General features: G+C 39.0%; 10 protein-coding genes and 1 riboswitch. All 10 genes read right to left on the reverse strand.

Annotated features, from left to right (window positions below; translation table 11 throughout):
• Window positions 1-88 precede the first annotated feature (88 nt).
• The 10 genes from metH to cysD all read right to left on the reverse strand — a co-directional run bounded on the left by metH (window position 89) and on the right by cysD (window position 12,544).
• Window positions 89-2,764, reverse strand: a complete 2,676-nt coding sequence (gene metH / locus MR054_RS04855) for a methionine synthase (RefSeq protein WP_242156557.1) — start codon at window positions 2,762-2,764, stop codon at window positions 89-91.
• Window positions 2,765-2,809: 45 nt separating this feature from the next.
• Entirely contained in the window at window positions 2,810-3,844 is a 1,035-nt protein-coding gene (locus tag MR054_RS04860; protein WP_242156559.1) for a homocysteine S-methyltransferase family protein, read from the reverse strand.
• 52 nt (window positions 3,845-3,896) lie between these two features.
• Window positions 3,897-4,019: riboswitch (SAM riboswitch) on the reverse strand.
• A 93-nt stretch (window positions 4,020-4,112) separates the two neighbouring features.
• Window positions 4,113-5,009 (reverse strand): metallophosphoesterase, encoded by an 897-nt coding sequence (locus MR054_RS04865; RefSeq protein WP_242156561.1) that lies wholly within the window; start codon window positions 5,007-5,009, stop codon window positions 4,113-4,115.
• A 22-nt stretch (window positions 5,010-5,031) separates the two neighbouring features.
• Window positions 5,032-5,922: a cysteine synthase CysM gene (cysM, locus tag MR054_RS04870; RefSeq protein ID WP_242156563.1), complete on the reverse strand. Its 891-nt coding sequence runs from the start codon at window positions 5,920-5,922 to the stop codon at window positions 5,032-5,034.
• On the reverse strand, window positions 5,906-6,649 hold the full coding sequence (gene epsC / locus MR054_RS04875) for a serine O-acetyltransferase EpsC (protein ID WP_242156565.1): 744 nt from the start codon (window positions 6,647-6,649) through the stop codon (window positions 5,906-5,908). Before epsC ends, cysM begins: the two co-directional genes overlap by 17 nt.
• A gap of 74 nt (window positions 6,650-6,723) precedes the next feature.
• Window positions 6,724-7,308 carry a precorrin-2 dehydrogenase/sirohydrochlorin ferrochelatase family protein gene (locus MR054_RS04880; protein WP_242082543.1) on the reverse strand — a complete coding sequence of 195 codons (585 nt, stop codon included), beginning with the start codon at window positions 7,306-7,308 and terminating at the stop codon, window positions 6,724-6,726.
• Between the two features lie 3 nt (window positions 7,309-7,311).
• Window positions 7,312-8,073: a uroporphyrinogen-III C-methyltransferase gene (gene cobA / locus MR054_RS04885; RefSeq protein WP_242156567.1), complete on the reverse strand. Its 762-nt coding sequence runs from the start codon at window positions 8,071-8,073 to the stop codon at window positions 7,312-7,314.
• 7 nt (window positions 8,074-8,080) lie between these two features.
• Window positions 8,081-10,183 carry a HEPN domain-containing protein gene (locus MR054_RS04890; protein ID WP_242156569.1) on the reverse strand — a complete coding sequence of 701 codons (2,103 nt, stop codon included), beginning with the start codon at window positions 10,181-10,183 and terminating at the stop codon, window positions 8,081-8,083.
• A 78-nt stretch (window positions 10,184-10,261) separates the two neighbouring features.
• Window positions 10,262-11,509 (reverse strand): sulfate adenylyltransferase subunit 1, encoded by a 1,248-nt coding sequence (locus MR054_RS04895; RefSeq protein ID WP_242156579.1) that lies wholly within the window; start codon window positions 11,507-11,509, stop codon window positions 10,262-10,264.
• Window positions 11,510-11,626: 117 nt separating this feature from the next.
• The gene (cysD, locus tag MR054_RS04900; protein ID WP_242082551.1) at window positions 11,627-12,544 is read right to left on the reverse strand and encodes a sulfate adenylyltransferase subunit CysD; all 918 of its coding nucleotides are present in this window, start codon (window positions 12,542-12,544) and stop codon (window positions 11,627-11,629) included.
• Window positions 12,545-12,548 lie beyond the last annotated feature (4 nt).

Genomic DNA, 12,548 nt, shown 5'->3' on the forward strand with positions numbered 1-12,548 from the left:
TTTGGTTTAATTTATATTCTTTGGACCTGCTTAAAAACAGTGCTCCATTTGACAAAGAAAAAGGATCTTACACCAATGGTCAATACCGTTATTGACTTGCAATGTTGGGGTGCAGCCATTTTCTGGCCTTCTCCTTTGCAATCCCTTTTCGTTGGGCATAGTTGGCGACCTGGTCATCCGTAATCTTGCCCAAACCAAAATATTTGGCTTCCGGATGGGCAAAATAGTACCCGGAAACGGCTGCTGCCGGCCACATAGCCAAACTTTCGGTTAATTTTACTCCAATTAACTGCTCCACCTCCAACAAGCTCCAAATCGTTTCCTTTTCCAAATGATCTGGACAAGCGGGATAACCCGGTGCAGGCCGTATACCTTTGTAACTTTCCTTAATTAAATCATCATTTGTCAAATCTTCCCCTGCAGCATAGCCCCAATGTTTCGTCCGTATTTGTTTATGTAAATATTCGGCAAAGGCTTCAGCGAATCGATCTGCTATAGCCTGAGCCATAATCGCATTATAATCATCATGCTTTTCTTTAAATGTTTCCGCTAATTCCTGTGCCCCAAAAATGCCAACACAAAAAGCTCCAATATAATCGGTTCTACCCGTTTCTTTTGGTGCTATAAAATCGGCAAGAGCCAAATTAGGAATCCCTTCTCGCTTTTTCAATTGCTGCCGTAAAGTCCTAAATACGGCCACTTCCTTTCCTTTTTTCATTACAGAAATGTCATCCTCATTTATTGTATTGGCCTCAAACAATCCAAACACCGCCTTGGGTTTTAATAACTGCTTGGCCACTATTTCCCGAATCATCTGCTGAGCGTCTTCATAAAGATGTGTTGCTTGTTCCCCAACAATTTTATCGTCTAATATTTCCGGAAATTTACCATGTAAATCCCAACTTCTAAAAAAGGGACTCCAGTCGATGTAGGGTAACAAGTTTTTTAAACTTAATTGCTTTAGTACCTGAACCCCTAATTCTTTAGGCTTTACAATGGGTGAGGTTTCCCAATCTATAGTATATTTTTTTTGGCGTGCCTCTTCAATGGATATATAAGATTTCTCCTTGCCACGTTTTAAAAACTTGGTTCTAAAATCTTCATAATCGGCTTTTAACTTAACGACATACTCATGTGCCGTTCTTTTATTCAGTAAATCCCCAACAACTGTCACAGCTCTTGAGGCATCGTTAACATGAACGACGGCATTGTTGTATTGGGTGTCAATTTTTACAGCGGTATGGGCTTTTGATGTTGTTGCGCCTCCAATGAGTAAAGGCAACTCAAAATTCAGACGTTGCATTTCCTTGGCCAAATACACCATTTCATCAAGTGATGGTGTGATTAAACCTGATAATCCAATGGCATCCACTCGTTCCCTAATGGCTGTTTCAATAATTTTTTCGGGTGGTACCATAACCCCTAAATCGACAATCTCGTAATTGTTACAGGCCAATACCACACTAACGATGTTTTTACCAATATCATGCACATCGCCTTTTACGGTGGCCATTAAAATTTTCCCTACAGGTTCTTGTTTATCGGACTTTTCGGCTTCGATATAGGGGTTGAGATAGGCTACTGCCTTCTTCATGACCCGTGCGGATTTCACCACCTGAGGCAAAAACATTTTCCCCGCTCCAAATAAATCGCCAACAACGTTCATTCCAATCATTAAATGGCCTTCAATCACCTCTATAGGTTTTTCAGCCTGTAATCGAGCGGCTTCAACATCTTCAATAATAAACGCATCTATACCCTTGACCAAGGCATGTGTAATACGCTCCTGAAGCGACCCCTCCCGCCAGGACAAATCCACTGTTTTTTCTTTCGAAACCCCCTTAACGGTTTCGGCAAATTCCAATAAGCGCTCCGTGGCATCATCACGCCTGTCCAATATCACGTCTTCCACATGCTCCAACAAATCCTTGGGAATATCATCATAAACTTCCAACAAAGCAGGATTAACAATACCCATATTCATGCCTGCCTGTATGGCATGGTATAAAAATACGGAGTGCATGGCCTCCCGTACCACATTATTCCCTCTAAAAGAAAAGGAAACATTGCTTACCCCGCCACTAACACTAACATTGGGTAAGTTTTCTCTAACCCATTTGGTGGCCTCTATAAAATCCAGAGCGTTTCTGCGGTGTTCTTCCATTCCTGTAGCTACCGGAAAAACATTCAAATCGAAAATGATATCTTCAGACGGAAACTCTACTTTATTAACCAGAATGTCATAGGAGCGTTTTGCGATTTCTATACGCCTTCTATAATTATCGGCCTGACCAATCTCATCAAAAGCCATAACAATAACCGCAGCACCATAACGCTTAATCTGCTTGGCTTCCCATATGAATTTATCCTCTCCTTCCTTGAGTGAAATGGAGTTCACAACCCCTTTTCCTTGAACGACCTGCAAACCGGCTTCAATAATTTCCCATTTGGAACTATCAATCATAATGGGTACACGACAAATATCTGGCTCGGCAGCAATTAAGTTTAAGAATTTAATCATAGCCGCTTTGCCGTCTATAAGACCGTCGTCAAAATTAACATCAATAATTTGGGCTCCGCCATCTACCTGGTGGCGTGCTATATCCAAGGCCTCATCAAACTTCTCCTCCTTTATCAATCGCAAAAACATTCGAGAACCCGCCACATTAGTACGCTCTCCAATGTTAATAAAATTGCTGTTCTCATTAATGACCAGAGGTTCCAGTCCTGACAATTTCATGTATTTGCTCTGTTTAACTTTCATCTATACACTTTACCGTTCGTTGTGATATCGAGTATCCTTAGACATTTATAAGGAAGGGTTACTATTTTCACTCCTCTGGTCTGGGACATATCCAAATTTACGTGGTTTATATTTTGCGGCTATATTTGCAATTACCTTGATATGTTCCGGTGTAGTACCACAACAACCTCCCACGATATTAACTAAATTCTTCTTTAAATAGGCTTCAATTTGTTCGCCCATTTCTTCTGGAGTTTCATCATATTCTCCAAAAGCATTTGGCAAACCGGCATTAGGATGTGCCGATATTGCAAAATCGGTTTTATTGGCAACGGCCTCCAAATGGGGTTGTAATAAATTGGCCCCCAATGCGCAATTAAACCCTATAGACAACAAAGGAATATGTGATACCGAAATCAAGAAAGCCTCAGCCGTTTGCCCTGATAAGGTACGCCCGCTGGCATCTGTTATGGTTCCGCTAAGCATGATTGGGATATCGATGTTACGCTCTTCCTTGACCTCCTCAATAGCAAATAACGCCGCTTTAGCATTCAGGGTATCAAATACGGTTTCAACCAATAATACATCGACACCGCCATCTAAAAGTGCTTCCACCTGTTGTTTATATGCTGAGCGTAAATCTTCGAATGTTACTGCTCTATACCCGGGATCATTAACATCGGGGGACATACTTGCCGTACGGTTTGTTGGTCCCATAGAGCCTGCCACAAAACGAGGTTTTTGTGGTTCCTTAAGTGAAAATTCATCGGCGACCTCCTTTGCTAATTTGGCCGATTGATAATTAAGTTCATATACCAGATCTTCCATTTGATAATCGGCCATCGCTATGGTAGTCCCGGAAAATGTATTGGTTTCCACAATATCTGCCCCTGCTTCAAAATATTTGGCGTGAATGCTTTTTATGGCTTCGGGTTGGGTAATAGACAAGAGATCGTTGTTACCCTGTAAAGGTATGGGATAATCCTTGAATCGTTCACCCCTAAAATCTTCTTCCGTAAATTTATAGCGTTGTAACATCGTACCCATAGCACCATCCAACACCAAAATACGTTCCAGTATGGCTTGTTTAATATTTGACATTGATATTATTTATATCTAGATATGTCATCAAGAAAAGTTAAGGAATCACTTTTCGTTATCTTTCCAACACACTTGGTATTAGTAGAATTTAGCACCTTCTTATCCTAAGTGGTCATGAGGAAAAGGGTTGCCAAGGCTTCAACGGGTCTATTCCCTCTGCCTTTCTTGATAACCTATTAGTACGTTTATAAACTAGGGCGCTAAATTAACATTTTATTTTTAGATTTACCATTAAAAAGAAACGTAACTTCAACTACCAGTATTGAAATTATTTAATTTTTAATCCTCTGGACGTTTCTCTACCGTAACCTTTTACTATAATGGAATCTTTGGTCATTCTTACTATGGAAAAAGCCGAGCTATACGATGTGTCCACCATGCCTTTAAAGGTTAAAAAATGTACTCCATTTTGCTCTAAATAATCACCATCGTGATTGTGACCGTTAAAATAAAATTTAACATTTTTATAGTCTGCAATGAGCTCTAAAAACTGACTGTAATTCCATATATTATGCATGTCGGGATCTCTTGCAACAGGAAAATGGCAGTAAAACCCTACCCATTCATTGTTATGCAACGCATCATTTAACTCACTTTTCACCCAATGTAATTGTGTGCGGCTCAATCCACCATTCCACGGTTTTAAATTGGGCAAACTATCCTTTACCAATAGATTATAAAGGGAATCTGTTTCGGTCCGTTTTTCCCTAGAAATGGCACCATGTTTGCTTAAATCGTTGCCATCCAAAACAATAAAACGCCAATTATGGATTTTAAAGCTATAATACCGTTTGGATAACCCCAATTTCATAGGAACCAAAGGTTTTAACGAATCTACCACACTGAAATCATGATTTCCTAACACGTGCTTTTTGTCTGATTTTATTGTATTCCAAATTGGTAGTACAGAATCAAAACTAGCAAAATCCCTATCAATAAAGTCTCCCAAATGAATAACATATTTTAATGCTTTAGAATTAAATACGGTAACGGCTTCCTGGAGTCTTTTTGTTGAGTTCCTATAATATCTAACTGAATTATTAGGGCAATCACAGAATTGGCAATCTGCAATAATCCCAATGTCGAAATATTCTGAAGTCTTACTTGTATCAGGCTTGCAGGACAAAATAATGAGAAAGAAAACTAAACCATACGTCTTCATCATGGATCATTTGGTTAGACCTAACTTATTCAAACAATGTTGAGGATAGATACCGATCTCCTCTATCGCAAATAACAGCCACGATAACACCTTCATCCAGCTGTTCGGCTATTTTTAATGCACAAAACACGGAACCTCCACTACTCATTCCGGCAAAAACGCCTTCCTGGCTTGCCAATTTTTGAGTGGTTACCTTAGCATCTGCTTCAGTGACTTCAATAACTACATCTACCTTGGATCTATCAAAAAACTTAGGGACATATTCTTTGGGCCATTTTCTAATTCCTGGAATTCTCGAATTATCATCTGGCTGTGCACCTACAATAGTGATGGCTTTATTTTTTTCTTTTAAATAGGTGGACACCCCCATTATGGTTCCTGTGGTGCCCATTGCCGAAACAAAATGTGTTATTTTGCCGTGAGTGGCTTCCCAAATTTCCGGACCAGTAGTTTTATAGTGGGCTTTCCAATTATCGTCATTTTCAAATTGGTTAAGCAGTGTATAGCCTTTCTCATCTCTTAGCTTAAGCGCTAAATCACGAGAACCCTCAATACCAATATCAGCTGGGGTTAAAATTACCTTTGCGCCATAGGCTCGCATAGTCTTTACCCGCTCTTCAGTTGAGTTTTCAGGCATGATTAATACCATATTAAGCCCCAATAACTTTGAAATAAAGGCCAAGGCAATTCCTGTATTTCCACTGGTGGCTTCAACTAAAGTGCCTCCTTTTTTAACATCACCACGTTTTAGAGCTTCATAGATCATATTAAAGGCAGGGCGATCTTTTACACTACCGCCGGGATTATTCCCTTCTAATTTTAAAAATAACCTGACCCCTTTTTTGGAAATAAGATGCGTTGCCTCCACAAGCGGGGTATTACCAATTTGACCAATAATACTATTTTCGAATGCCATTCTTTTTTGGTCTAATTTTTATTTCAGTTTGATAGGTTACCAAGGAATTTTCAGGAACCGATTGGGTAATCCATACGTTCGCTCCTATAATGCTGTTTGCGCCAATAACGATATCACCTCCTAATATGGTAGCGTTCGCATAAATGCAAACATTGTCTTCAATGGTCGGGTGCCGCTTTACAGAGGCTAAATTCTTAGCAACGGAAATACCCCCAAGTGTCACCCCCTGGTATATTTTAACGTGATTCCCTATTATGGATGTTTCCCCTATAACAATTCCTGTACCGTGATCGATATAAAATGAATCGCCAATGGTAGCACCTGGGTGAATATCAATGCCGGTAATACCATGGATATACTCACTCATCATCCTGGGAAGAATATGAACTTTTTGTTTATAAAGCTCGTGGCTTAGTCTGTAGATGGCAATCGCATGAAACCCGGGATATGCTAAATAGATTTCGTCCAAACTGTGTGACGCCGGATCATTACATTCAAAAGCGATAGCATCCAGGTCTAATTTTCGCCTTAACTCCGGAAGTTTAGTTCTGAAGGTTTCCCAGGCATGATCACCCCCATCCAGAGAAAGACGAGACAGAATTTTAAGAAATGTGCTTTCTAAATACGCTTCATGTTCAGTTTGTTGCTCTTCATCAAATAGTGAATAGAACAACCGTTTAGTAAATAGTTTTACGGTATCCTTTAGGCAAACATTATAACTTTTCACAGCTTAGAATTTATTTAATGTTCAATGATTTGTTTAAAGTCGCAAATTTGATACGAAATTACACAATTATAAATTTATGGATTTTGTTTTTCAATTAATCCCTTGGTGAACTCATTTAAAGTCTCGACTTTTTGTTCAAAATCGCCTTTAATTGTTTTTCTAAAGGTATTTAAATTTTTAACCAAATCATCAACATTATCAGGAATAACATCTTCAAAAAATTGACGGAGCCGTTTGGCTGTTGTTGGGGATTTACCATTGGTGCTAATGGCTACCTTAACATTGCCCTTAGTGACAATGCCTCCCATATAAAAATCACAATATGGCGGATTATCGGCAACATTCACCAAAATACTTCGTTTTCTGCAGTGTTTATAAACCTTGATATTAATTTCGGGAACATCTGTAGTGACTATAACCATATGCTTCCCCTTGAGGTAACGTTTTCTATAGAAATCTTTAATTAAGGTAACCTTTCCTGTTTTGGATAGAGCTATCGTGTCCTTTCTAAACATAGGTGAAACCATAGTCACTGTGGCATCCGGACTGGATTTCAATAAGAAGGTTAATTTTTCCTCAGCCACATAACCACCACCTACAATAAGTATGTTTAATTGCTTTGTCTTTAAAAAAATGGGGTATAAATTGTTTCTTTCCATAGGCTAGCTGAAAGCAATATCCGAGTAGATTGAACTTAAGGAGGTTTTTTGCTTTACGACGTCCCCAATAACAATAATTGCGGGTGAAGTTAACTGCTTTTCTTTAACAATTTGCTGAATGGTATTAATCGTACCTATACCTACTTTCTCCTCTTTGGTGGTGCCATTTTGAATGACCGCTACGGCCGTATCCTGCTTTTGCTCTTCAGAAAACACGCGAACAATGTCATCTAATTTATGCATTCCCATCAAAATAACAACTGTAGCAGTGGACTTCGCCGCCAATGCCACATCCTGTGAAAGATTATGGTTTTTTGTAGTTCCTGTAATAACCCAAAAACTTTCTGATGCCCCACGTTTCGTTAATGGAATACCTTGGTATGCCGGTACTGCTGAGGAAGAGGATATTCCCGGAACCATGAATGTTTTCAATCCAAATGGTATAACATAATCTATCTCTTCAGCACCACGACCAAATATAAAAGGATCTCCCCCTTTTAATCTGACAACATGTCCTTTTTCTTTAGCTTTAGTAACAATAAGTTCATTAATTTGCTCCTGTTGAAAGGCATAACAGCCTTTCCGTTTTCCAACAAAAATGAGTTCGGTTTCTTTTGAAGCATAGTCCAACAAGGCTTCATTAATTAGGGCATCGTACAAAATAACATCGGCGGATTTAATCGCCTTAATGGCTTTTAAGGTAATTAAATCGATGTCACCCGGTCCGGCGCCAACTACAGTTAATGTTGGTATTTTTAAACGCATTGCTTTGCTAAATAGCCTTCTTTAAAGGAATTTCTGTGGCTCGGTAGACCTTTGCTTTTTCTATAAATTGGTTTGCACTACTGATATACTCTTGGGCAAATGCCTTAGAAGGCGCCTCTTTGTTGATTTGGTAAATCAGTTCAGAAAAAGATCCACCCAGCTTAATTTTTTCTGAAGAAACAAACAAATCATCAAACTGACTTATAATTCCGGCATGGGTATTTGTTCTTTTTCTTTCAGCTAATAACAGGGCTTTAGCAGAATTAACCATAGCACTATAGGCATGGTAAATGGCACCAGAGTAGACTTTATTTGCAAATGCTTCATTGGCCTCTTCCATTTTTTCTTGGCTCTCCAAAAATAAAGTGGCCACTAAATCAATAACGACACCGGCGCATTCACCTATTCCAATTTCCTTGGCATATTTTTCTGTATTTCCCCAGTCTATAAAATCATCCTGGGTTAAATTGGTGACGTCTTGTAAATCTTGAAGTAAATCATAAAAATAACGTTCTCCTCTATCTTTATAATAATCTACAAAGTGTTGTTTATTCGCATTAGCCTCGTAATCATTTAAAATTCTTCTTAAAGCTTCCGGTCCTCTTTTACTGGGAACTTTAACCACTTTATCAGCAAAAACACCATTCCCATCACCTCGATTTCCTCCACCCAATAAGACTTGTAATGCAGGTGCGACTAACTTTTCCGGGGTTCGCACTGACATCCCTTGAAACCCAATGTTAGCCATGCTATGCTGACCGCAAGCATTCATACAACCACTAATTTTAATAATTACATCTTCGTTATTTAAATACTGTGGATACTCCGCTTTAATGACACGCTCCAATTCATCCGCAATTCCGGTACTACTTGCTATACCCAGGTTACAGGTATCGGTACCGGGGCAAGCGGTAATATCCACGGCCTTATTATAACCTACCTCTACAAAACCTAATTTTTCCAATTCGTTGTAGAAAAACGGTAGCAGCTCATGTTTCACAAATGGAATGACGATATTTTGTCGTAAAGTCAAACGTATTTCACCGGCCGCATAGTTTTCCACTAAATCGGCCAATAATCTGGCCTTATCCGTATAAAAATCTCCAAGTAGAACTTTTATTCCAATAGCCACATAACCGTCCTGTTTTTGCGGTATGAGATTTGTGGTCTTCCAAGTCTCAAAAGCGACTTGGTCTTTTATGTTTACTCTTGGAATATGGTCAAGTACAACCGGTTTGGAAACTTCATATGCATCTGCATTAATAGGGACAGATTTGAATTCGATTGCGTTTTGTTCTGCATCAATCAGAGCTTTAAATGCATCTATACCGATATCCTTAATTAGGAACTTCATACGTGCTTTGGCACGGCTTCGACGTTCTCCATGACGATCAAAAATTCTCAAAACACCTTCCATTATGGGAATAATTTTATCGGTAGGCACAAAGTCATACAACACATCCGCATGACGTGGTTGTGAGCCCAAACCACCACCAATCATAACTTTAAAACCACGTTCTCCATCTTTGATTTTGGCGATATACCCTAAATCATGCATATATGACAAGCCTGTATCTTCATCGGATGAGGAAAATGACACTTTAAATTTACGCCCCATTTCCTGACAAATAGGGTTTCTTAAAAAGAAACGAAATACGGCATCAGCATAAGGAGAAACATCAAAGGGTTCATTAACGTCTATGCCTGCTGTTTCACTGGCTGTTACATTACGCACCGTATTACCACAAGCTTCCCTTAAAGTAACGTCATCTCGCTCCAATTCCGCCCATAACTCGGGAGTCCTGTTTAAATCAACATAATGAATTTGAATATCCTGACGCGTGGTTATATGTAATCGTCCCCGAGAATATGCATCGGAAACATCAGAAATTCTTCGCAGTTGATTGCTCTTTACTTTTCCATAAGGCAATTTAATCCGAATCATTTGCACACCCTCCTGACGCTGACCATAGACCCCACGAGCCAAACGCAGACTTCTAAATTTTTCTTCATCGATCTTGCCCTTATTGAATAGCTCAATTTTATCAGCCAATTCAATAATGTCTTTTTCAACTACCGGATTTTCTATTTCTGTTCTAAAGCTTTGCATTTTTTTTTGTTTAATTTTGAAAGTGGTTACCTTGAGCGTAATTACACCATTACCTTCTTACTTTCTTATCTTTTCAATTTACTGGATAAAACCAGCTCCTACCGTATTATTAGATTGGGTATCGATTAAAATAAACGAACCGTTGGTCCTATGGTTTTTAAATTGATCATAAAAAATAGGCTTGTTCAATTTGAAGGTTACCGAAGCAATATCATTCATGCCTAGACTTGAAACCTCTGCATCTATTCCGGAATAATCCGGATGAATCTTATGATGAATTTTATCCACTTTAGCCAAGACTTTGTTTATGCCATGTTGTATTACATATTTACCTCCAGGGGTTAATTCGTTTGAATCCATCCAACACACGTTAGCTGTAAATTGCTTGTCTATGGTTGGCAGATCACCGTCTTTCACAATCATATCGCCACGACTTACGTTTATATCGTCTTCGAGGGTAATGGTTACTGAAGAACGTCGTGATGCTGTATCGTACTTTTGGTTATAAAAATAGATGTCCTTAATTTTTGATTTTGTTTTAGAAGGCAATACAACGATGTCATCTCCAATACTTAAATTACCCCCATATACTTTCCCGGCATACCCTCTAAAATCGTGAAACTCCTCGGTTTTAGGTCGAATAACATATTGAACTGGGAAACGCGGTGTACCCACATTGAAAATATCTTTTTTATCCAATTTCTCCAGGTGCTCCAGCAAGGATTCGCCGTGATACCAAGACATTTTTTCCGAAAGATGGACCACATTATCCCCTTTTAGAGCACTCACTGGAATAAAAGTAATCTTTTGATCCTGGTAATCCCGCTTACTCATTAATTCTTCAAAATCGGCTTTGATGGTATTGTAAACTTTCTCAGAATAGTCCACCAAATCCATCTTATTAATGGCTACCACGACATCTTTAATTCTCAAGAGGTTATTAATGAAGAAATGACGATTGGTTTGTTCAATTACACCTTTTCGCGCATCAATTAAAATGATTGCGGCTTGGGATGTTGAAGCACCTGTTACCATGTTTCGGGTGTACTCCACATGTCCGGGGGTATCTGCGATAATGTAACTTTTTTTTGCTGTTGAAAAATAGATATGTGCCACATCTATGGTGATTCCTTGTTCCCTTTCAGCAACTAGACCATCTGTTGCCAATGAAAAATCCAAATAATCATAGCCCAGTTGCCTGCTTGTTTTTTCAATAGCCTCTAGTTTATCAGTCGTTAATGATTTCGTATCATAAAGAATACGTCCTATTAAGGTACTTTTTCCGTCATCAACACTTCCTGCCGTTGCAATTTTTAATACTTCCATTTTATTTTTTAGCTGTTAGCCTCTAACATTTAGCTAAAGGCTTATATTTTATTTACCTTAGGACTCCACTACGGGAGATCGCGGTCCTATTTTTAACTTCGAACTTTAGACTTTTAATTAAAAATAACCTTGTTGCTTGCGCTTTTCCATAGCAGCTTCAGAGCGCTTATCATCAATACGTGCGCCACGTTCTGATATGGAACTCTCTCGGATTTCCTCAACAACTTTTGAAATTGTTGTGGCCTCAGACAAAACCGCTGCCGTACAGCTCATATCACCAACGGTTCGAAAACGAACCATACGCTCTACAACTTCTTCGTGCTCATCTCTATAGACCACCTCATCATCCGCAGACCATATTAATCCATCACGTAAAAATGTCGCTCTTGAATGAGCAAAATATATGGATGGTATTTCAATTCTTTCCTTTTCTATATAGGACCAAACATCCAATTCCGTCCAATTCGAAATAGGGAACACGCGTACATTTTGACCGTGTTCTATTTGTCCGTTAAGCATATCAAACAACTCTGGTCTTTGATTTTTTTCATCCCACTGACCAAAATCATCACGAACTGAAAAAATACGTTCCTTAGCTCTTGCCTTTTCCTCATCGCGGCGTGCCCCACCGATACATGCATCGAACTTAAATTCTTCAATAGCATCTAAAAGGGTAGTCGTTTGCAATATATTTCTACTGGCATAACGTCCCGATTCTTCTTTTACCTTGCCTTCGTCGATAGAATCTTGGACATGTCTTACAATCAATTCCAAACCCAATTCCTCCACCAATCGGTCTCTAAACTCTATGGTTTCGGGAAAATTATGGCCCGTATCGATATGCATTAAGGGAAAGGGTATTTTAGCCGGGTAAAATGCCTTAACCGCCAACCGAACTAAAGTGATGGAATCTTTTCCTCCAGAAAACAATAGCACAGGCCTTTCAAACTGTGCGGCCACCTCCCTCATAATATAGATTGCTTCGTTTTCTAACGAGTTGATGTGTGATGTATCCTTTCTAATTAAATTACTCATAATA

Source organism: Aestuariivivens sediminis (genome assembly GCF_022662105.1).
Classification (GTDB): Bacteria; Bacteroidota; Bacteroidia; order Flavobacteriales; family Flavobacteriaceae; genus Aestuariivivens; species Aestuariivivens sediminis.

Bases quoted from the DNA above. Each gene is read 5' to 3' on its own strand.
- metH (WP_242156557.1), bottom strand. From the start codon at position 2,764: ATGAAAGTTAAACAGAGCAAATACATGAAATTGTCAGGACTGGAACCT.
- MR054_RS04860 (WP_242156559.1), bottom strand. From the start codon at position 3,844: ATGTCAAATATTAAACAAGCCATACTGGAACGTATTTTGGTGTTGGAT.
- MR054_RS04865 (WP_242156561.1), bottom strand. From the start codon at position 5,009: ATGATGAAGACGTATGGTTTAGTTTTCTTTCTCATTATTTTGTCCTGC.
- cysM (WP_242156563.1), bottom strand. From the start codon at position 5,922: ATGGCATTCGAAAATAGTATTATTGGTCAAATTGGTAATACCCCGCTT.
- MR054_RS04880 (WP_242082543.1), bottom strand. From the start codon at position 7,308: ATGGAAAGAAACAATTTATACCCCATTTTTTTAAAGACAAAGCAATTA.
- cobA (WP_242156567.1), bottom strand. From the start codon at position 8,073: ATGCGTTTAAAAATACCAACATTAACTGTAGTTGGCGCCGGACCGGGT.
- MR054_RS04890 (WP_242156569.1), bottom strand. From the start codon at position 10,183: ATGCAAAGCTTTAGAACAGAAATAGAAAATCCGGTAGTTGAAAAAGAC.
- MR054_RS04895 (WP_242156579.1), bottom strand. From the start codon at position 11,509: ATGGAAGTATTAAAAATTGCAACGGCAGGAAGTGTTGATGACGGAAAA.
- cysD (WP_242082551.1), bottom strand. From the start codon at position 12,544: ATGAGTAATTTAATTAGAAAGGATACATCACACATCAACTCGTTAGAA.